This is a genomic window from Salinimicrobium marinum (assembly GCF_014651535.1).
GTDB classification, from domain to species: domain Bacteria; phylum Bacteroidota; class Bacteroidia; order Flavobacteriales; family Flavobacteriaceae; genus Salinimicrobium; species Salinimicrobium marinum.
The window spans coordinates 125,617-144,914 of record NZ_BMXB01000003.1; the positions used below are offsets into that span (position 1 = coordinate 125,617).

The following is a 19,298-nucleotide window of genomic DNA, read 5'->3' on the forward strand; positions in this document are numbered from 1 at the left end:
CTTATTGTCTTTAGACGCTCAACTTTACCCAGATAAGATCGATATTTCCAACTGTGAATTGGAACCCATTCATATTATCGGGAAGTCACAATCACATGGGGTGATTCTTGCCTGCAGTTCCCAAAAGATGGAGATAACCCAGTGCAGTGAAAATACTCTGGAGGTTTTCTCATTGCCACATGAAGATCTTAAGGGGGAACCACTGTCGGTGCTTATTGGGGAAGAGCAGGAGACGAAACTGAAAAATGGGTTTTTAAAAGGTGAAGCGCTACTTCCGGAGGAAATAAAGATCAAAGGAAAGTCCTTCCTAATGCTATCTCATATTTTGGAAGCACAGCTACTTCTTGATTTTGAACCTTTGGAAAACCAATATGATCCTGTAACTTTTCAAAGACAGCTTACTCGCATCCTCAACAACCTGAGATCTGCAGGGACTGTAGAAGGTCTTTGCAGGGAGGCGGCCGCACTTACCTGGGATTTCTTTGATTATCACCGCATCATGGTGTACAGGTTTGATAAAGAATGGAACGGAGAGGTAGTGGCAGAGGAAAAAGAAGAAGAAGCTGAAAGCTGGTTAGGATTAAGATATCCCGCCAGTGATATTCCTGCGCAATCAAGAGAGCTTTTTCTGAAAAACAGGGTTAGGATCATTGCCGATGTAAATGATAATCCCGTACCAATTACTCCACAGCTCTCCCCTGTTACCGGTCAACCGCTGGACCTTTCAGAATCGGGATTAAGAGGAGTTTCCCCTATACATATAGAATATCTTCAGAATATGGGAGTGGGAGCCTCTCTTACAGCAGCCATAGTGGTAAACGGAAAATTATGGGGCCTTATCACCTGCCACCATAATTCGGCCAAATTCCTGAATTATTATCAGCGGGAGAGTTTTCGGTTTTTGGCGCAAATGTTCTCCAATGAAATTGCACTAAGGGAAACCAACAGTTTTTTAGAGAAAACATCCATTTCAGAAGAGATTCGAGAGAAATTGGTTGTTCAGATAAACAATAAAAAGCCTCTTTTGGAAACCCTGACTTCAAAAGTGAAATTTACAGATCTCGTAGCCTGTGGCGGGGGAGCTTTGTTCTTTAATGGAGAATTATTACTGCAGGGGAATACGCCTTCAGAAGCTGAAGTGAATTCCTTGATCGATGTTTACTTGAGCAAGATAAAGAAAGGTGTTTTCTACACCTCAAAACTTTCTGAAGACTTTCCTGAAGCGGAAACCTATAAGAAAACTGCTTCGGGAATTCTTAGTATTCGTATTTCAGAAAATAATTTTATCATCTGGTTCAGACCTGAAGTTTTACAAACAGTGGAATGGGGAGGTAATCCGGAGAAGAAAATGAGCTATAATGAGGAGAAGCAGCGTTTAAGCCCCAGAAAATCTTTCGAAAAATGGAGTCAGTTGCTCACAGGAACTTCCAGGGAATGGGAAAACCACGATCTTAACGTGGTAAAGGCTTTACAGGAAAATGTAAGGTTCGTGATCCTTGAGAAGCAAAGGAATAAGATTAAAAATCTGAATGCCAGATTGATGAAAGCCAATGAAGAACTTGAACTCTTCAGCTACGGACTTTCTCATGACCTGCGGGCACCCATTCGAGGTATTAGTGGCTATTTAAAGATACTTCAGGAAGATTTTGGGAAAAAGCTGGGAGAAGGGAAGCAATTTGTAGACACCACCCTGGGACTTACCGAAAAGATGGATTTACTTATTGATGATATTCTTTCTTATTCGAGGTTAAATTCCGGAGAGATCCAAAAAAATAATTTTTCTGTTAATCTATTGGTAGCGGAAATACTCGAAGTTTTTAATGTGAAGATGAATTACCCGAAGGCAAGCATCAGGGTGCAGGATGATATGCCCGAAGCCTTTGGAGATCGCAGGATGCTCTTCCAATTATGGGCAAATCTCATTAATAACGCACTTAAATATTCTTCTGCTAACGAGGAACCACAGGTAGAAATTGGGGCGGTGAGGAAAGAAGATAAAATTGTGTATTTTGTGAAAGATAATGGAATAGGCATTGCCCCGGGTTTTCAGGAGAAAATATTTGAAACCTTTACCCGTCTTGCAGGTGAAAAATTTAAGGGTTCGGGGATTGGACTGGCCATCGTAAAACTGGTAACAGAAAAACACGAAGGCGAAATCTGGGTAGAAAGTGAACCTGGAAACGGTGCAATTTTCTATTTTTATATATAACCCTGAAGGAATTGTTTGGGGTTTTGGAAATTGATAAAATGAGAGAATGATAACAACAACTTTACGCATTCTGTTGGTAGAAGATTCAGAAACAGATGTCGTCCTTATTAAGAGGAAAATAGGAAAAATTGTAGAAAACCCTCAGATAGAAGTGGTGGATAATTTGGATGACTGTAACTATCAATTACAGAATTTTGTTCCCGATATCATCTTATCAGATTATAATCTTCCTACCTGTAACGGGATGGACGTGCTCGAACTGGCAAAATCTGTAGATCCATCTGTGCCCTTTATCTTTCTTACTGGAACAATTAATGATGAGGAACTTGCTGCCCATACTATTCTTGCGGGAGCTTCTGGTTATATCCTGAAAAAACACATGGATGTACTGGAAGAAAAATTGAGGCCAATCTTTAAAAAGGTAGTTTTTAACATGGTTGCCAAAAAAGATATCCGGGAGCAGATTCGCAAGAATAAAATTGCCGTAAACCAGATCCATAATTACCTGGATTCCCTGAAGGCAGATAATGCCGAACAAAAGGATAATATCGGGAAAATAAGGGAAAGTATTGGAAAGTTTAAATTCAGAGAGGATGATCACGAGATTTAGAGAGCACACCAGGGAATTACATGAGCAGATAGAAAAAGAGAATCAGGCAAAAAAGATCATGGACCATTCTATAGATCTGGAAGAATATAAAATTTTGCTGCTTCAAAATTATATTGCTTACAGAACGGTGGAAAAGGAGATCTCCAGGCATATTTCCAGTTATGAAGGTTCGAAACATCAACAGCTGGAAATAGATTTAAAAGCACTTGAAGTGGATTTTTCTGTAGCTTCGGAATATGAATCAAGGTTTACCTGTACCAGTTACCTGGAAGCATTGGGGGCTGCCTATGTTGTAGAGGGATCTGCCCTGGGCGGAATGGTGATCGCAAAAGAACTAAAAGAGTGTGAAAACCTGAAAAGCCTGGAAGATCAGAACTTTTTCAGCGGAAAAAGAGATAATTTAAAATCCTGGAACCGGTTTAAAAAAGAGCTGAATTCCCGTGAATTTTCAGAAGAAGAAAAAGAGGAGGCTTCCGAAAAAGCCAAAGAAACTTTTAGGTTTTTTGGAGAAGTTTTCACTTCGGCACCGGGAAGGTCACTGCAGGATTAAAGTTCAGGAAAAATTATATTTCGCCAAAAAGCTCGTGTAATTTTTTTCTCCGGAATTCAAAAATTTCTTCCAGTTTAGGCCCGACCAAAAAAGGATGTACCACTTGCCCCAGAAAGCCGAAGGGAAGTTTGTAATCCACAATGTCTTCCATTTCCACCCCATTTTCGATCTCTTTGATAAAATGCTTGTGGTGCCAGAGGGCATAAGGTCCGAACCGTTGTTCATCTACAAAATATTCCCCCTCCTTTACGTGCGTGATCTCTGTGACCCATCTGGTCTTAATTCCCGCCACCGGAGTCACGATATACTGAATTATTTGCCCCGGATACATGGCCCTGTCTCCACCCGAAATAATATCAAAACCCATATACGGCGGAGTAATGACTTTCAGGTTAGCAGGATCTGAAAGAAAATTCCAGGCTTCCTGTACCGAAATGGGTAGCCGCTGTACGGTCTTTAAGGTGTAGATCTTCATGTATGTTATTTTATTAAAGATATTATTTCTGATCCATTTTTTTTTAAAATAATTAAGCCGCTTCAAATCGGAGCGGCTTAAATATAGTCAGTAATACTTTTTAATTCCGATTCCGGATTTTATTTTAATTAAAGGATATAATCTGTACTTACAAAATTAGATGTTTTAGAATTCAGAAGTTTTTGCAGAATCTCGTTATTGTATGGGTTGTCCTTGGAAGCTACAAAAGTCCTTATGGAAAAAGACCTTAAAGCATCGTGCACACTTAACGTACCGACGGCAGAGTCTTTACGTCCTGTAAATGGAAATACGTCGGGACCACGCTGGCAGGAACTGTTCAGATTCACCCGGCAAACGAGGTTCACCAGCGTATCAATTAACGGAGCGATCTCCTGGATATCCTTTCCGAAAAGACTCACCTGCTGTCCATAATTGGAATCGGCCATTTCATCCAGGATTTCCTGTATGTCTTTAAAAGGTTTTACCGGTACAACAGGTCCGAATTGTTCTTCCTTATACACTCTCATTTCTTTGGTAACAGGATAAAGAACTGCAGGATAAATATAGTTATCGGAAATTTCCCCTCCTTTTTCATTAATGATCCTAGCTCCTTTTTCAAGGGCATCGTCGATTAGCTCTTTGATATATTGAGGTTTCCCGGGCTCTGGTAACGGAGTAAGTTTTACTCCTTCTTCCCATGGATTTCCAAATTTTAAACTATCTACTTTTTTAGCATAACGCTTATTAAATTCCTCCCTAATGTCTTCATGTACATATACTATTTTGAGGGCTGTACAACGTTGTCCGTTAAAGGACAATGTTCCCGAGATACACTCTTCAATAGCAAGGTCAAGATCGGCATCGGGTAAAATGATGGCTGGGTTTTTTGCTTCCAGCCCAAGCACAAGTCGTAAACGGTTTTTATATGGGTGCTGGTCCTGCAAGGCAATGGCAGAGGTACTGTTTCCTATAAGGGCAAGCACATCAATTTTTCCGGTAGCCATGATTGGCGCGGCTACTTCCCGGCCGCGTCCGTAGATCACATTCACTACACCTTTTGGAAAACTGCTTCTAAAGGCTTCCAGTAATGGGGATAATAAAAGAACCCCGTGTTTTGCAGGTTTAAATACCACTGTGTTCCCCATGATAATTGCCGGGATGAGAAGGGCAAAGGTTTCATTTAAAGGATAGTTATAGGGCCCCAGACATAAAACAACACCCAGTGGGCCACGGCGAATATGAGCGTTGACGCCATCACGTTTGGAAAATTTAGAACTGTCGCGATCCAGCTGCTTGTAATCTTCTATGGTATCTTCAATGTATTCTACCGTACGGTCAAATTCCTTTTGAGAATCGGGCAGGTTTTTTCCAATTTCCCACATCAGATATTTTACTACTTCTTCCCGTTTGGTCTTCATTTGAGCCACAAAATTCTCCATGCATTTAATTCTTTCGGCTTCTTTCATGGTAGGCCATTGTCCCTGTCCGCGAGCATAGGCATCACAGGCAGATTGCAAAACATCTAATGCTGCTTCTTTATCCATGTGAGGAACTGTACCTAATAAGGTGGGTTTATACTCTTTGGTAGAAGAAATGGTGGAATACACTTCATCGGTTTTCCCTTTCCATGCTACCAGTTCCCCGTTCTTTAAATAGGTGGTTTGGTGCAGAGGATCTTTAATTGCAAAATTAGAAGGTATGCTCATAAATTAAATTTTAGTTGGATTCCTTGGTTAAAAAATAAGACGAAAAGTTACAAATTATATGTTGACTAAATTAACTTTTCGAGTATAGAATTATTTATGAAACATTTAAAACTCATTTGATGATTAGATAGTTATATTGAAGAGATAATCAAAATCATGGAAACAATGAAAGAGAAAAAGAACAAAACAGTATTAATTACAGGGATTTCGAGCGGAATTGGTAAAGCACTTGCACATGAATTTGCTGCAGAGGGCTATGACTTGATTGGTGTGGCAAAAGAGGAAGATTCACTTCGAAAAGCATCTTCTGAATTAGAGAATAAACATGGGATAACCGTAAAAGTTATTTCTAAAGACCTGGCGAAAGATGGAGCCGCACAGGAAGTTTATGATGAGATTAGATCATGGAACACAACGGTAAATATTCTGGTGAATGATGCCGGAGTGGGGCAGCGGGGCAATTTTGTAGATATAGCACCGGCGAAGTATTCAGAAATCATTCATCTTAATGTGATGTCTCTTACCCATCTTACACGACTTTTTCTACAAGATATGGTGGACAGGAACGAAGGGAAGATCATGAATCTTGGATCTGTTGCGGGATTTCAACCAGGACCTTTATTGGCCGTGTATCATGCAACAAAAGCTTTTGTGGTTTCTCTTTCTGAAGCTATTGCGACAGAACTGGAAGAAATGGATAGTGAGGTGACCGTAACCTGCCTGTGCCCGGGACCAACAGATACCAATTTCTTTTCCAGGGCAGATATGGAAGGAACCAATGTAGTGGAGCACAAGGATAAATTAATGCTCCAACCCGAAGAAGTGGCCAAAGGAGCTTACAAGGCCCTAATGGATGGAGAAAGGATCTTTATTCCGGGTGGCATGAATAAAGTAACAACTTTTATTCGACGGGTGATTCCAAAAAGTACCCAATCCAAAATGCAGATGAAATATTATGAAAAAAAGGAAGAATAAGGTTTTCTTCTGAAAAGCTGAATAGTAAGAAAATTTCACATAAACCTAATTTCCTCCATTTGAAAAAACCCACTGTACTATGCCAGAATCAGAATTTGTTGCTCCTGCTGAAACAAGGATTGGGCATGTCCACCTGAAAGTATCCAATATAGATCGAGCGCTGGAATTTTACCGGGACCTCTTGGGATTCCAGATAACCGAAAGAATGGGAGACTCGGCTGTCTTTCTTTCTGCCGGAGGATACCATCACCATATAGGGTTGAATACCTGGCAGAGTGCAAATGCTTCAAAAGCTTCGCAAAATGGAGTTGGGCTTTTTCATACTGCCATTGTATTTCCCACCAGAAAGAATCTTGCAGAAATGCTGCAACGGCTCCATGAAAAGGGATATCCTCTTACAGGAATGGCAGATCATGGGGTTTCTGAAGCAATCTATTTAGACGACCCCGATGGTAACGGAGTGGAGTTATACTGGGACCGGCCCCGGGCAGAATGGCCTCAGAAGCCTGACGGATCCCTTAGAATGTACACCCGCAGACTGGATGTGAACAACCTGCTGGCAGAATTGCTTTAATCTCAGATTTGGATTTTTTTATCAGTTCTTCTCAGGAGTCACCATAATATGCGCCCTGTGAGTGCCGGGATCCATGAGCCATGGCATTCCGGGAGCATGTGGTTTATCTGGTAATCCGGTGGATTCTGTGGTTGCAAAAGGAGTGTAGATCACATACCGGAAATACGAATCACTTAATTCACCGGTCTCTTTGTTGTAATTTTCGTCGTCTCCACTAAGAATATAAAGCATGGAGGGAGCATCGGGCATTTCCAAGGTTCCCGATTCCACTTCCTGTTTTCTGGTTTCGCGAATGCTCATCATATCACTTCCCGCGGCCTGCAGTTCTCTTCCGCGCTTCATAAAAGGTTCCAGTTTTTTTGAATAACAGGATATATTGATGCCTTTTTTGGAAGGATCATCAGCCAGACACACCATGTTATTGGTGCCTTCCCTCAGGACGACCATTTTACCCGATTCGTCATAACCGTACACCATAGCTGCATCTCTGTCTTCTCCCGGTGCAGGGAGAACAGCAGTTTTGATCTGGATCTCTGGTGATAAAATTTCCTGTTTTTGCTGTGCAGTAACAGTAAGGCCTAAAAGGAATAGAAAGGTAAATGCCGGTATTTTCATAATAGTATTTTTTAAACAAGTCCCTGTATGATTTTAAAGATAAGAAAAATCAATACAGGAACTTTAATGCCAGCGTGTATTCCTATAAATTAATCCCAGTCCAGCAACCTTTTTTCTCCTTCTATATTCTTAATATCTGTAATATCCTGGGACATTTCGATCACACCGCGATATTTTTTTTCAGTATCTCTTACTGCGAAATACCTGATGTAGATAAGCCGACCTTTGAAATTGATCCAGAAAGAAGATTCATTTTTAGTGCCTTTTCTGAATTCTTCCAGAATACGTAATACGGTACCCACACTTTTCGGCGGATGACAGAATTTTACTTCGCGACCAATGATGCCTGCACTTCTTGGAAAAACACGTTCTTCACCGCGGTTGTAAAAAATCACCTTGTCATTTTCATCTACATATGTAATATCCAGCGGCATGGTTTTAAGCAGAAGATTTACCTGTTCCACTGTCATATATCCTTCATCATAGTGAGCTGTATTTTCTGTCGAAAAAGTGAGTTCCCGTCGCGTATGATCCTGGCTGGGGTGAATATATTCTTCTTCTTCTTCTTCTTCTTTTACCTCGGGATAAGCTGCGGGCTCTTCAGGAAGCATCCAGCCAATCTCTTCTTCCCCTTTTCTTACCTGTTTCCAGTCTTCCTCCGTCAGTAGGCTAAGTGCATTTGGGAAAAGCACCGAATCTTCAACATCAAGTAATCTAAAGATGCTGCTAATCAGGTAGTGTGCATCCTGATTTATTTCTGAATAATCGCTGTTTTCGATCTTCTTCCGAAGTAATCTGAACTGGTCTCTGATGGTGTCATGAAACGACCACATATTTTTGGAAGGCCCGGTCCAGCCTTTATGCTCCAGCACCGGAAAAAGCTGATTCTCCTTACGTTCAAACCGCCTTTCAATTTGCTGTAACTGATTAAAAACATTATAAAATTTCTGCTTTTCTGATTCAGGATCTGTTCCCTGTAGTTCCTCTCCAAGTCTTTGGATCAGCTCCTTTTCTTTGGAATAGATGCTTACAGGATGGCCTGCCGGAAGAGTGGAAATATCAAGAGTCTCGTTCATGTTTTAAATTTTTGATCCGGAAGGAGTTTAAGAGCGAGTGAGAATGTGAGTTTGAACCCTTTACCGGTTTGTTAGTTAATCGAGACAAAGAAAAGAGGAAAAATCAGGCTGATTTATGACTCTGGTCACAAGCGATATTTCAGATAAAAGTAACCTTTGGCAAGTAATATTGTTGGCCTTTACTTCGGAAAAATAACTTCCTGAAATATGATTTTCGTCACTTTTTATTGGAAGCCTGATCCATACTTTTGCAGCGTTTTTTCGGGCGCAAAGGCTTCTGAAGAAATGGATTTAAAAGCTGAAAGGAAATTAAAGATAAAAGTAATGAAACGCGGATCTGAGAAAATAGAATTAATGGCACCTGCCGGAAACTTTGAATCGCTGCAGGCTGCATTGGACAATGGTGCCGATTCAGTTTATTTTGGGGTGGAACAACTTAATATGAGGGCTCGCGCTTCCATTAATTTTACGATAGATGACCTTCTGGAAATCGTTACAAAGTGTGAGAAAAAAAACGTTCGTACCTATCTAACCCTCAACACCATTATCTATGACCATGACCTGTCACTCATAAAAGTGGTGATGGCAAAAGCAAAAGAAGCAGGAATCACCGCTGTGATTGCATCAGATCAGGCAGTAATTGCTTCTGCCAGAAGTATGGAGGTGGCAGTCCATATTTCAACGCAACTAAATATCACGAATGTGGAAACGGTTAAATTCTACAGTTTGTTTGCCGAAACCATGGTGCTTTCCAGAGAACTGAGTTTAAGGCAGGTGAAGAAGATCACAGATCAGATAGAAAAAGAGCAGATCAAAGGACCTTCAGGGGAACTGGTGAAAGTTGAAATATTTGGACACGGGGCATTGTGCATGGCAGTTTCCGGAAAATGTTATCTGAGCCTGCATTCTAATAACTCCTCTGCCAATCGTGGTGCCTGTAAACAAAACTGCCGTAAAAAGTATACAGTGGTCGATCAGGAATCGGGGTTTGAGATCGAGATCGACAATGAATATATGATGTCGCCTAAAGATCTTTGTACTATCAACTTTTTGGATGAGGTACTGGAAGCCGGGGTCCAGGTACTTAAGATTGAAGGTCGTGGACGGGCTCCCGAATATGTTGCCACGGTCACAAAAGCCTACCGGGAAGCGATCGATTCCTGGTATGAAGGAACTTATACCGAAGATAAACTGGAGGGCTGGATGGAACGGCTCAGCACCGTTTATAACCGCGGATTCTGGAGCGGGTATTATTTGGGACAAAAGCTGGGGGAATGGAGCAAAACATCGGGATCTCAAGCTACACAGAAGAAAGTGTACGTGGGGAAAGGGGTACATTATTTTCCAAAAGCAGGAATTGCTGAATTTAAAATTGAAGCCTACAACATTAAAAAAGGAGATAAGATCCTTGTCACCGGACCCAGCACGGGGGCTCAGGAGTTGGTAATTGAAGAGATGCTGGTAAACGACCTTGCTGCAGAGGCAGCAAAAAAAGGTGATAACTGCACTATTAAACTGCCTTTCAGGGTACGGATGTCTGATAAGCTTTACAAATTGGTAGAAGCGTAAGATGGTAGTGATCACGCTTCAGCGAAAAAAATGCATAGGCTGCAATTACTGTGTTGAATTGGCACCTGGACAATTCCGGATGTCAAAAAAAGATGGCAAAAGTGTTCTGCTGAAGGCTGTTGACAAAAAAGGGTTTCACACCTTAAAATCATCAGATCATGGGATTCTGGAAACTTCAGAAGCGGCAGCAAAAGCCTGTCCGGTGAATATTATTTCTGTGAAACTTAAATGAAATATTCAGAAGCGGGAATTTTCAGAAGAAGATTGTTTCAGGAAAACATAAGAGTCCAGAAATAGCTAACAATTTCATGTTCTTTTTCAGCATAAAGAATGTACAGGATCAAAGCTATGGATAATATTGCCACTATAATATGTGCGTATTGACAAAAAACAGCATCCCATATCGTCCAGTGCCCCGATTCTTTTAGTAGTTCCCTTTCGTCTTTACTGATGTTAAGCATAGCTCATTTCTTGTGCCATCAAAGAGTATAGGGGATGTTCTTTCGCTGACTTAATTAACTTTATATCACTAAGTTAAAAAAAATATTAAATAATGGTTTACCTTTTTTGTTAATTAAATGCATGTTTACTATGCCTTTCTGTTGAACCCTCTGTTTATGCGGGTAAAATATTAAAAAAAAATGCCTGAATAATTTATAGTAATTCTTGTTGGTGTTTGTTCCTTATCGTAAGAACAGAGTTTCATCAGTAAATTTGCTTTTGAGGAAAAACAGTGCTTTTACATCCATGAGAAAACTATCAACCGCGGACTTACCACGTTCACTGTTCACCTGCGGCTCTTTCATTTTAAAGGGCTAAAATTATTTTATTGTAAATTGTGTTTTCTTTTATCAAGTTTTAGCTTTTTAAAAGCATTTCCGGTTTACATTTTCCTACAAATTTATTACATTTTAAAAAAAAGCCTATGAAGACACCAAATAAGAAAATAGAAAGTTATTTTTCCTCCAACGGCATAGTTTCTGGGAAATTGGGACTTTCAAAAGATGAAATTAAGGATTCTTTCCTTGAGAAGACTTTTTATGGATTGGGAAGAATTCCTGCTTTAGCTACTCAGAATGATTTTTATACTGCTATGGCATTTGCTATACGGGACAGGGTACTGCGACAGTTTGTGAGGTCCACGCAGCAATTCAATGAAAAAGATGCCAGGGGAGTTGCTTATTTATCTGCAGAATATCTTCCCGGACCCCACCTGGGAAATAATTTACTTAGTCTGGAAATCATTAAGGAAACCAGGGAAGCTCTTGCAGAGGTGAATCTGGATCTGGATGAGATTCTGGATCAGGAAGTGGAACCGGGATTGGGGAACGGAGGATTGGGAAGACTGGCTTCGTGTTATATGGATGCGATGGCAACCCTGGGGATTCCCTCCATTGCGTATGGGATTCGTTATGAATTTGGGATCTTTAAACAGGAGATCCGGGATGGCTGGCAGGAAGAATCTACAGATAAGTGGCTGCATTACGGGAATCCGTGGGAGATCGTACGGCCCGAAATTGCGTACGAAGTTCATTTTGGCGGAAAAACTGAATCTGGTATTGATGAGAAAGGCAATTATTCTGTTGCATGGAATGCCGATACTGTAATTAAAGGAGTTGCTTATGATACCCCGATCCTGGGATATAAAAGTAACGGAATCATCATGAGGTTGTGGAAGGCTGAAGCAATAGAATCCTTTGACTTTTCAATTTATAATTCCGGAGATTATTATAAGGCTGTGGAAAAGAAAATGCGGTCCGAAAATCTTACCAAAGTTCTGTATCCCAACGATGAAAACCTTCAGGGAAAGGAGCTGAGGTTAAAACAGCAGTATTTCTTTGTTTGTTGTTCTTTAAAAGACACCATCAGGCTTCACCTGTTACAGGGTAGAAAACTGGACCAACTTCATGATAAATTCACTATTCAGTTAAATGATACGCATCCATCCATTGCGGTAGCCGAGCTCATGCGATTACTGGTAGACGAACATAAAATGGAATGGGAAAAAGCCTGGCATGTGACGCGCCATACCTTTGCGTATACAAATCACACCCTGCTGCCTGAAGCCCTGGAAAAATGGTCGATAGATCTGTTCGGCAGACTTTTACCACGACATCTTGAGATCATATATGAAATAAACAGTAGATTTCTCAATGAACTTAGGGAACTTCAATACAGTGCAAACAAAATTGCCCGTATGTCTCTGATCGAAGAAAGCGGCGAGCCAAGTATACGAATGGCACATCTTGCCACTGTGGGAAGTTTTAAGGTGAACGGAGTTTCTGCCCTTCATTCGAGACTACTGAAGGAACAGGTTTTAAACGATTTTGCCGAGCTATGGCCCGATAAGTTTACGAATGTTACCAATGGAATCTCACATCGAAGATTTTTGGTAGTTAGTAATCCTGCTTTATCTGACTTAATTTCTGAAAAAATAGGCAGGGACTGGCTTACAGATCTTTATAAACTGAAAGGACTTGAAGCTTTTGCTGAGGATGAGGATTTTCAGAAAAAATGGATGGACATAAAACTGGAGAATAAAAAAGCCCTGTCGAAGCATATCGAAGAATACGCGGGAGTAAAGATTGACCCAACTATGATGTTTGATGTCCAGGTGAAAAGGATCCACGAATATAAACGGCAGCACCTGAAGGTACTTCACATTCTTAGTCTTTACCGTCGAATTAAGAAAGGAGAGGGAGAACGCATATCTCCAACGGCCTTTATTTTTGCAGGAAAGGCTGCGCCCGGCTATTTTATGGCCAAAAGGATCATTAAATTGATCAGCTCGGTAGCCGATCTTGTAAACAAGGATCCAGATGTCAATGGAAAACTAAAGGTGGTATTCATTCCTAATTTCAATGTGAAACTGGCGCAACGGATCTATCCGGCATCAGATCTTTCTGAACAGATCTCCATGGCAGGAAAAGAGGCTTCGGGGACAGGAAACATGAAGTTCGCCCTGAACGGAGCTCTGACCGTAGGAACGTTGGACGGAGCCAATGTGGAAATCAGGGATGAGGTAGGAAAGGAAAACTTCTTCCTTTTCGGATTAACCACCGAGGAAGTGCAGCAAACCCGGCAGGACGGTTATCGTCCTTCAGAATATTACGAGCAGAACAAGGAACTGCAGGGGATTCTGGATATGCTGATTTCCGGGGAGCTTTCAAACGGGGATACCGAATTGTTCAAACCCATTTTTGAAAATCTGCTGCAGCAGGATCCTTATTTACTACTGAAGGATTATCAGTCTTACATAGACTGCCAGGAAGAAATCCATGAGGCGTGGAGAAAACCAAAAGAATGGGCCAGAATGTCTATTCTGAATGTCGCCAATATGGGGAAATTTTCAAGTGACAGATCGATTCAGGATTATGTTGAAAAGATCTGGAACCTGCAACCCATAAAAGCCGATTAAAATTTAAGATAAGAACTGCTTTAATAAAAGAACTGCCTGAAGAGGTTTTATTACTCCTAGTGAAAGCAGGAATAAGAAGCTTTTCAGGCAGTTTTATTTTTTAGGAATAGGGGCCATGACTAACAAATAACTTCTTTTATAATCCAATAGTCCTGAAGCTTTGTAATTCCCTTTTATGATTTATTCTGTAAAAATCTTTCCGATGGAATAAGTTCTTGCTGCACCTGTAATTAATACCCTGTCTTCCCGGTTCCTACAGAATAACTTACCACCACGTTCGGACAATTGTTTGGCTGTGAGCTCCTGTTTTCCGAATTTAATACTCCAGTAAGGGATGAGGGAACAGTGGGCAGAGCCGGTTACAGGATCTTCAAAGACAGAAGCTCCGGGGGTGAAAAAGCGGGAAACAAAATCACAATCGGTTCCTTTTGCAGTCACTATGACGCCGCCTGTACCTAGCTGTAGTTGATCAAAATGCAGCCGGTCAATCTCTATGTTCTTTACCGCTTCCTCATTTTCCAGGACCAGGACAAAATCCCTCGCTTTTAAAACTTCTATTGGCTGAATGTTCAAAGATTTACGCAGCAATTCCGGTAGTTCTGCAGGTTCAGGATTGCGGGCAGGGAAATTCAACGTGTACTTTGAATTTTCCGCTGTGACTTCCAGTTCTCCACTCCGGGTTTCGAAGAGGATCTTCTTTTTTGAATATTTCCTGATTTTTCGAAGGGCATGAGCGGTGGCAAGGGTTGCATGTCCGCAAAGATCCATTTCCATTTCGGGTGTGAACCACCTTAGTTCAATTCTATAACCGGAATCCACAAAAAATGCAGTTTCGGCTACTGCATTTTCTTTTGCTATTTTCAGCAGTAAATCATCTGGAAGCCATTCTGAAAGCGGTACTACGCAGGCAGGGTTTCCCGAAAAGATTTCTTCTGTAAAGGCGTCTATTTGATAAAGGTGTAATTGCATATGTATTGATAAAAATAAGAAGCTAAAAGTAGGGAAACCACAGCAATTAATTCCTCTTTTTGCAGGTTGAAAAAATGGCTTTTACGGGAGTTAATTCTGCTCTTTTCCCGGGTCTTGGCGTCTTTCTTTCCTTTCTTCGGAAGCTTCCTTCTCCGAAACCTGTTTCCTCAAACGAATGATGGTGTATACGATCACAGCTAAAAGGATTGCCCCCATGATCACCCCAAAACCTGTACTAAAATTATTTTGCATGTTCTTCCTTATTTATAGCAAACAGCCTATTTCAGAAATATGTTTGATTTTTGGAACCAGCTGTTCATTTATCTGAATTTAAAAAGCAGGATAAGATTAGCCTTAACTTTAAGAAACAATTGTCTTTTTTATGGGAAAATTTTAATACTGGCAGCGATAAAATAATCTGATTTTCAGTTACTTTTAAAATTCACCTTAAATTTAAAGCCATGGTGCAATTCGGAATTTGGATGTTTGACGAGAAACTGGGAATAATAGGCCGCCCCGAGAATTTACCTGAATTATATCTGAATAATGATCAGATTTGGGAAATCAAAGAAACCTCTCTGGGAAAAGTATGGAAATGGCCTATAGAATTCGCGCCCAATCAGTGGTTTTCACCCAAGGTGGCAGATGACTTTAATAAAACCTTTTTTTATGCCCATAATTTCTTTAAAGGATTTCGCCCGCCCGAATCTTCTGAAGATCTTGACCTGGACATGAGAACAGTTGAATTACAAACAGATTTATTAAGTGACTATTTCCCGGGACCTGATGGCGGACAGGAAATCAGAGTATAAATTAAAATGTTTAGGAGCCACTTCTATTCTAGTGAATAACTCTTGATCTCCTCCAGAATATCCTGTACATTTTTCTCTGTTTTATAGAGTTTGTCTTTACAAATTTTTAAAAGTTCAGATGCACGTTTTATCTTTGTATCCAGTTCATCTATGGTAATTTCAGAACTTTCCATTTCAGAAATGATTTCCTGCAGTTCCTCGTGAGCTGCGGTATAGCTGATTTCTTCACTCATTTTTTTCAGATTTTTCATTAATTTTTTCAATGCGGCTGCTCACTGTCCCGGCATAAAATCGGGTTTCCAGCAAAACTTCAGGCTGCAATTCTTCAGCACTGGTAATAATTTTTCCGTTTTGCCGCGTAATGCTGAAACCTCTTTGCAGAATATTATCAGGGGAAAGCATTCTTACCATGCCTTCCATGAAGGACAGGTCATTTTTCTCTTCTTTCAAGGGTTTCATCGCATGCAGCAGCACCGATCTTTTCGCCTGCTGTATTTGTTCTTTTTGTGCGGCTATAGTCTGTTGTGCAAGGCTGTCAATTTTAAAAGCCATGCTATTAAGATTCGCCCTTGAATTATCAAGAGCACGATTCGTGAAAGAATTAAATAGTCGCGCGGTCTCTTTAAGATTGTTTTTCTGCTCTTTAAACATCCAGGCAGTTTCATTTCTTATCTTTACTTCCCCGCTGCTAAGGGGCTCTGCAAAATCCTGAAATTTCTGCAACAGGAATTCTGCGATTTTGGTAGGGGTAATGAAACTTTCAAAACTCACCAGTTCACTTACAGTCTCGTTAGTAGCGTGGCCAATCCCTGTTAATACAGGAATGGGAAACGTGGCAATTCTTTCAGCCAGGAAATAATTATCAAAACTGCTAAGGCCAATTTCACCCCCGCCACCCCGAATAATCGCCACAGCATCAAAAACATGGGCATGTGTTTTTATTTTTTCCAGTTGTTGCGCAATCATACCAACAGAGCGTTCTCCCTGAAGAATGGAAGGAAAAAGCAATTGATGAAATTTGAACCCCCTGGTATTATTTTTTATCACATTTAAAAAATCCTGATAACCTTTGCTGGACTCCACAGAGATAACGGCAATGGTTTTAGGCAGGGCAGGTAAAACCGTTTGCTTGTTCTGGAAGAATAAATTTTCAGCTTTAAGTTTTGCAATGGTTTCCGCCTTTTCCCTGGCTAGCTCCCCCAGTGTATATTCGGGATCGATGTCAATGATATTCAGGGCTATTCCGTGGATAGGGTGATAGGTGACCGAGCCTTTGATCACAACCGTCATATCATCTTTAAGCTCCTCCTTTAAAACAGTCCGGAACTTCAGATTGATCATCTTAAACTGCTCTGCCCAGATATTCCCCCTAAGCTCTGCTATCACTCTGCCATTTTTTTTCTCTACCAGGGTAGGATAGCAGTGGCCTGATTTTGAATAGTAATTCAGCTTTACGATCTCTACCTTGATCCAAACCACTTTATTGCAATACGAATTAATAACATTTTGAATGGATTGGGTAAGATTTGAGAGAGAGTAAATTTTTTTTTCGGGCATTGCAGAGCTTAGTTTGGCTAAAGATATTAAAATAACAGAAAGATTGTGGAGTATTTTTTTCTCCTGATTATTAAAAATATGCTTTAATGTATTGAAAAATAGTAAATTACTGCAGGCTTACAGCTTTGTGCAATAAGGAAAATTAATTTTGATTTACTTCTGATTATTTACCTGAATTGAAGATTCATATCTGTTAGAACTTACCTTTAAAAACTTCGAATTCTTAATAGAATGAGTTTTGTGTTATTCCGATGCTCTAAAAACGTTCATCATTTAATCCTTTTAGTGGTGCAGGTCATTCAAAAGATTTTGTGAAACCTAAGTTCAGAATATCAAGAGAAATTGTGGCTATGGAGAGAATAGTAACTGTCAGCCATAGTATTAACTCGAAAGAACCGTTCCCTTCGGTGTAAAATATTTAATAATGAAATGTTAACTAGCAGGTGAAACCGTTAGCAATGGCAGAAATTTACACTTTCCCGCTTTCTGCGGCTTTTCAGGAATAATTAGGAAATAATTAACTTTCTGATATACTTGTTATTACGCGGCTTAAACTTATTTTTGAACCATTGATTTAACAGCCGATAAAAATCCCATAATTTATGAATACAATTCTTTTTGTTGCCTCGGAGAATGATGCCATACCAAATTGTAAAGTTGGGGGAGTGGGTGATGTAATTCGGGACGTGCCAAGGCAAATTTCTGAAAGAGGAGACCAGGTTCATGTGGTTGTTCCTTCGTACTCAAGGTTACATCATAATGGCATTTTGAAAGCCCATTTAAATTTACAATTGAGAGGAGTAACGTATGTTGCGCATTTGTATGAAGTGGAGGGCAAAGAGGAACATAAGAATATACGGCATTACGTGATCCATCATCCCGAAATGGAAGCGGGAGACATTGGAGGCATTTATACCAATGATCTTGAAGAGCCGTTTTTTAGTGATAATGTAAAGTACACGATCTTTTGTACTGCAGTGGCCGAAGCAATTAAACAGGGGGAATTTGGAAAGCTGAACATTGTGCATCTGCACGACTGGCATTCCAGTCTTTTACTTTTTCTGAAAAATTATCATCCAGCTTATGCCGATCTTAAGAAAAGCCGGTTTGTTTATTCCATCCATAACCTGGCTATCCAGGGGATCCGTCCGTTCGAAAATAGTTATTCTTCCCTGAGAAACTGGTTTCCCACACTGGATTTCAATTATGATGATCTAAGGGATCCACGTTATCATGACTGCTACAATTTAATGGCTATAGGAATCCGTCTGGCCGATGCGGTGCACACAGTTTCACCGTCTTATAAAGAGGATGTGCTGCTGCCAAGTTTAGCTCCGGAGTTTATTGGAGGAGAAGGTTTGGAAAATGATCTTAAACGGGCCGATAAAGAAGGACGGTTCTATGGCATCCTGAATGGGTCTACTTATCATAACCTGAAGGATGTAAAGAAAAACCGACTTTTTTTTAACGTTGCAGCCACTATTTTTAAACAGTTACAGAAGGAAACCGACAAAGAAAAAGCAAAATTTCTTGCACATACAGGAGAGAAAATTGTTCCGTTTGTTCAAAAACGTCCCGGTTTTATTTGTGCGAGTGTAGCGAGATTAACAGAGCAGAAATTTTACTTTTTCAAACGCTCTCCCGAAGCCCTGCTTCAAATCCTGGATAAACTGGAAGAAATCAACGGAGTGTATGTTTTGTTGGGAACCGGTGCTCCAGAATATGAAGCATTGCTGAAATCAATTAGTTACCAGAAGAAGAATTTCATTTTCATCAACACCCAATGTGAAGATGTAGTGAATTCCATTTATAAGGACTCCGATTTATATTTTATGCCTAGTCTTTTCGAACCCTGTGGGATTAGCCAGATGCTGGCCATGCGCAACGGGCAACCCTGTCTTGTACACCATACAGGAGGGTTAAAGGATACCGTGCAACATGTGGAAACAGGTTTTTCTTTTGATGGGAAAACCTATGATGAAAAGATAAAGAACATGGTAGCCAGTTTTCAGGAAGCCATCTATTTCTTCCAGAATGACAAAATTAAATGGAAGCAAATACGCGATAACGCACGGAAAATGCGGTTTACCTGGAAAAAATCTGTAGATGAGTATTACAAGCTGCTGTATTCCTTCGGAATGGATCGCAGGATTGCATAAGTTATTCTGCAGTTTACATTTTCT

The 19,298-nt window shown here is 40.4% G+C and carries 19 protein-coding genes; 10 read left to right on the top strand and 9 right to left on the bottom strand.

Annotated elements, in window-relative coordinates:
• Positions 1-4: 4 nt before the first annotated feature.
• Genes IE056_RS07010 through IE056_RS07020 form a run of 3 tightly spaced genes read left to right on the top strand, consistent with a single transcriptional unit; the run spans position 5 to position 3,369 of the window.
• The gene (locus tag IE056_RS07010) at positions 5-2,209 is read left to right on the top strand and encodes an ATP-binding protein (RefSeq protein ID WP_189603985.1); all 2,205 of its coding nucleotides are present in this window, start codon (positions 5-7) and stop codon (positions 2,207-2,209) included.
• A gap of 46 nt (positions 2,210-2,255) precedes the next feature.
• Entirely contained in the window at positions 2,256-2,819 is a 564-nt protein-coding gene (locus IE056_RS07015; RefSeq protein ID WP_189603986.1) for a response regulator, read from the top strand.
• Complete coding sequence (locus IE056_RS07020) at positions 2,803-3,369, top strand: biliverdin-producing heme oxygenase (RefSeq protein ID WP_189603987.1); 567 nt, start codon at positions 2,803-2,805, stop codon at positions 3,367-3,369. The genes IE056_RS07015 and IE056_RS07020 overlap by 17 nt, the downstream gene beginning before the upstream one ends.
• A gap of 13 nt (positions 3,370-3,382) precedes the next feature.
• Here the strand turns inward: IE056_RS07020 and IE056_RS07025 are convergent, their stop codons facing one another.
• Both IE056_RS07025 and IE056_RS07030 read right to left on the bottom strand, forming a co-directional pair.
• Positions 3,383-3,844 carry an SRPBCC family protein gene (locus tag IE056_RS07025; RefSeq protein WP_189603988.1) on the bottom strand — a complete coding sequence of 154 codons (462 nt, stop codon included), beginning with the start codon at positions 3,842-3,844 and terminating at the stop codon, positions 3,383-3,385.
• Positions 3,845-3,972: 128 nt separating this feature from the next.
• A complete protein-coding gene (locus IE056_RS07030; RefSeq protein ID WP_189603989.1) occupies positions 3,973-5,550 on the bottom strand; it encodes an NADP-dependent glyceraldehyde-3-phosphate dehydrogenase in 1,578 nt (525 codons plus the stop codon).
• A 165-nt stretch (positions 5,551-5,715) separates the two neighbouring features.
• Here IE056_RS07030 and IE056_RS07035 point away from each other — a divergent pair, with 165 nt between their 5' ends.
• The gene (locus IE056_RS07035; RefSeq protein ID WP_189603990.1) at positions 5,716-6,525 is read left to right on the top strand and encodes an SDR family NAD(P)-dependent oxidoreductase; all 810 of its coding nucleotides are present in this window, start codon (positions 5,716-5,718) and stop codon (positions 6,523-6,525) included.
• 79 nt (positions 6,526-6,604) lie between these two features.
• Complete coding sequence (locus IE056_RS07040; RefSeq protein ID WP_189603991.1) at positions 6,605-7,099, top strand: VOC family protein; 495 nt, start codon at positions 6,605-6,607, stop codon at positions 7,097-7,099.
• Between the two features lie 21 nt (positions 7,100-7,120).
• Here the strand turns inward: IE056_RS07040 and IE056_RS07045 are convergent, their stop codons facing one another.
• Together IE056_RS07045 and IE056_RS07050 are read right to left on the bottom strand one after the other, a co-directional pair.
• Positions 7,121-7,714, bottom strand: coding sequence for a hypothetical protein (locus IE056_RS07045; protein WP_189603992.1), 594 nt, complete (start codon positions 7,712-7,714; stop codon positions 7,121-7,123).
• Positions 7,715-7,803: 89 nt separating this feature from the next.
• Positions 7,804-8,790, bottom strand: a complete 987-nt coding sequence (locus tag IE056_RS07050; protein ID WP_189603993.1) for a DUF438 domain-containing protein — start codon at positions 8,788-8,790, stop codon at positions 7,804-7,806.
• A gap of 324 nt (positions 8,791-9,114) precedes the next feature.
• Between IE056_RS07050 and IE056_RS07055 the strand changes: the two genes are divergently transcribed.
• On the top strand, positions 9,115-10,359 hold the full coding sequence (locus tag IE056_RS07055; protein ID WP_189603994.1) for a U32 family peptidase: 1,245 nt from the start codon (positions 9,115-9,117) through the stop codon (positions 10,357-10,359).
• 1 nt (position 10,360) lies between these two features.
• Entirely contained in the window at positions 10,361-10,591 is a 231-nt protein-coding gene (locus IE056_RS07060) for a ferredoxin (RefSeq protein ID WP_189603995.1), read from the top strand.
• Positions 10,592-10,628: 37 nt separating this feature from the next.
• On the opposite strand, the gene IE056_RS07065 is transcribed toward IE056_RS07060, so the two are convergent.
• The gene (locus IE056_RS07065) at positions 10,629-10,820 is read right to left on the bottom strand and encodes a hypothetical protein (RefSeq protein ID WP_189603996.1); all 192 of its coding nucleotides are present in this window, start codon (positions 10,818-10,820) and stop codon (positions 10,629-10,631) included.
• 464 nt (positions 10,821-11,284) lie between these two features.
• Here IE056_RS07065 and IE056_RS07070 point away from each other — a divergent pair, with 464 nt between their 5' ends.
• Positions 11,285-13,777, top strand: coding sequence for a glycogen/starch/alpha-glucan phosphorylase (locus tag IE056_RS07070; protein WP_189603997.1), 2,493 nt, complete (start codon positions 11,285-11,287; stop codon positions 13,775-13,777).
• Positions 13,778-13,957: 180 nt separating this feature from the next.
• Here the strand turns inward: IE056_RS07070 and IE056_RS07075 are convergent, their stop codons facing one another.
• Together IE056_RS07075 and IE056_RS07080 are read right to left on the bottom strand one after the other, a co-directional pair.
• Entirely contained in the window at positions 13,958-14,746 is a 789-nt protein-coding gene (locus IE056_RS07075; protein ID WP_189603998.1) for a PhzF family phenazine biosynthesis protein, read from the bottom strand.
• Positions 14,747-14,836: 90 nt separating this feature from the next.
• On the bottom strand, positions 14,837-14,998 hold the full coding sequence (locus IE056_RS07080; RefSeq protein ID WP_189603999.1) for a hypothetical protein: 162 nt from the start codon (positions 14,996-14,998) through the stop codon (positions 14,837-14,839).
• A gap of 209 nt (positions 14,999-15,207) precedes the next feature.
• On the opposite strand from IE056_RS07080, the gene IE056_RS07085 reads away from it, so the two are divergent.
• Entirely contained in the window at positions 15,208-15,558 is a 351-nt protein-coding gene (locus IE056_RS07085; RefSeq protein WP_189604000.1) for a hypothetical protein, read from the top strand.
• A 23-nt stretch (positions 15,559-15,581) separates the two neighbouring features.
• On the opposite strand, the gene xseB is transcribed toward IE056_RS07085, so the two are convergent.
• Positions 15,582-15,791: an exodeoxyribonuclease VII small subunit gene (gene xseB, locus IE056_RS07090; RefSeq protein WP_189604001.1), complete on the bottom strand. Its 210-nt coding sequence runs from the start codon at positions 15,789-15,791 to the stop codon at positions 15,582-15,584.
• Positions 15,784-17,115 carry an exodeoxyribonuclease VII large subunit gene (gene xseA, locus IE056_RS07095; protein WP_189604002.1) on the bottom strand — a complete coding sequence of 444 codons (1,332 nt, stop codon included), beginning with the start codon at positions 17,113-17,115 and terminating at the stop codon, positions 15,784-15,786. Before xseA ends, xseB begins: the two co-directional genes overlap by 8 nt.
• A gap of 602 nt (positions 17,116-17,717) precedes the next feature.
• Here xseA and IE056_RS07100 point away from each other — a divergent pair.
• On the top strand, positions 17,718-19,274 hold the full coding sequence (locus IE056_RS07100; RefSeq protein ID WP_189604003.1) for a glycogen synthase: 1,557 nt from the start codon (positions 17,718-17,720) through the stop codon (positions 19,272-19,274).
• The last annotated feature ends 24 nt before the right edge of the window (positions 19,275-19,298 follow it).

Excerpts from the sequence above, each read along its gene's own strand:
- IE056_RS07015 (WP_189603986.1), top strand. The coding sequence starts at position 2,256 with ATGATAACAACAACTTTACGCATTCTGTTGGTAGAAGATTCAGAAACA.
- IE056_RS07020 (WP_189603987.1), top strand. The coding sequence starts at position 2,803 with ATGATCACGAGATTTAGAGAGCACACCAGGGAATTACATGAGCAGATA.
- IE056_RS07025 (WP_189603988.1), bottom strand. The coding sequence starts at position 3,844 with ATGAAGATCTACACCTTAAAGACCGTACAGCGGCTACCCATTTCGGTA.
- IE056_RS07030 (WP_189603989.1), bottom strand. The coding sequence starts at position 5,550 with ATGAGCATACCTTCTAATTTTGCAATTAAAGATCCTCTGCACCAAACC.
- IE056_RS07035 (WP_189603990.1), top strand. The coding sequence starts at position 5,716 with ATGAAAGAGAAAAAGAACAAAACAGTATTAATTACAGGGATTTCGAGC.
- IE056_RS07040 (WP_189603991.1), top strand. The coding sequence starts at position 6,605 with ATGCCAGAATCAGAATTTGTTGCTCCTGCTGAAACAAGGATTGGGCAT.
- IE056_RS07045 (WP_189603992.1), bottom strand. The coding sequence starts at position 7,714 with ATGAAAATACCGGCATTTACCTTTCTATTCCTTTTAGGCCTTACTGTT.
- IE056_RS07050 (WP_189603993.1), bottom strand. The coding sequence starts at position 8,790 with ATGAACGAGACTCTTGATATTTCCACTCTTCCGGCAGGCCATCCTGTA.
- IE056_RS07055 (WP_189603994.1), top strand. The coding sequence starts at position 9,115 with ATGAAACGCGGATCTGAGAAAATAGAATTAATGGCACCTGCCGGAAAC.
- IE056_RS07060 (WP_189603995.1), top strand. The coding sequence starts at position 10,361 with ATGGTAGTGATCACGCTTCAGCGAAAAAAATGCATAGGCTGCAATTAC.
- IE056_RS07065 (WP_189603996.1), bottom strand. The coding sequence starts at position 10,820 with ATGCTTAACATCAGTAAAGACGAAAGGGAACTACTAAAAGAATCGGGG.
- IE056_RS07070 (WP_189603997.1), top strand. The coding sequence starts at position 11,285 with ATGAAGACACCAAATAAGAAAATAGAAAGTTATTTTTCCTCCAACGGC.
- IE056_RS07075 (WP_189603998.1), bottom strand. The coding sequence starts at position 14,746 with ATGCAATTACACCTTTATCAAATAGACGCCTTTACAGAAGAAATCTTT.
- IE056_RS07080 (WP_189603999.1), bottom strand. The coding sequence starts at position 14,998 with ATGCAAAATAATTTTAGTACAGGTTTTGGGGTGATCATGGGGGCAATC.
- IE056_RS07085 (WP_189604000.1), top strand. The coding sequence starts at position 15,208 with ATGGTGCAATTCGGAATTTGGATGTTTGACGAGAAACTGGGAATAATA.
- xseB (WP_189604001.1), bottom strand. The coding sequence starts at position 15,791 with ATGAGTGAAGAAATCAGCTATACCGCAGCTCACGAGGAACTGCAGGAA.
- xseA (WP_189604002.1), bottom strand. The coding sequence starts at position 17,115 with ATGCCCGAAAAAAAAATTTACTCTCTCTCAAATCTTACCCAATCCATT.
- IE056_RS07100 (WP_189604003.1), top strand. The coding sequence starts at position 17,718 with ATGAATACAATTCTTTTTGTTGCCTCGGAGAATGATGCCATACCAAAT.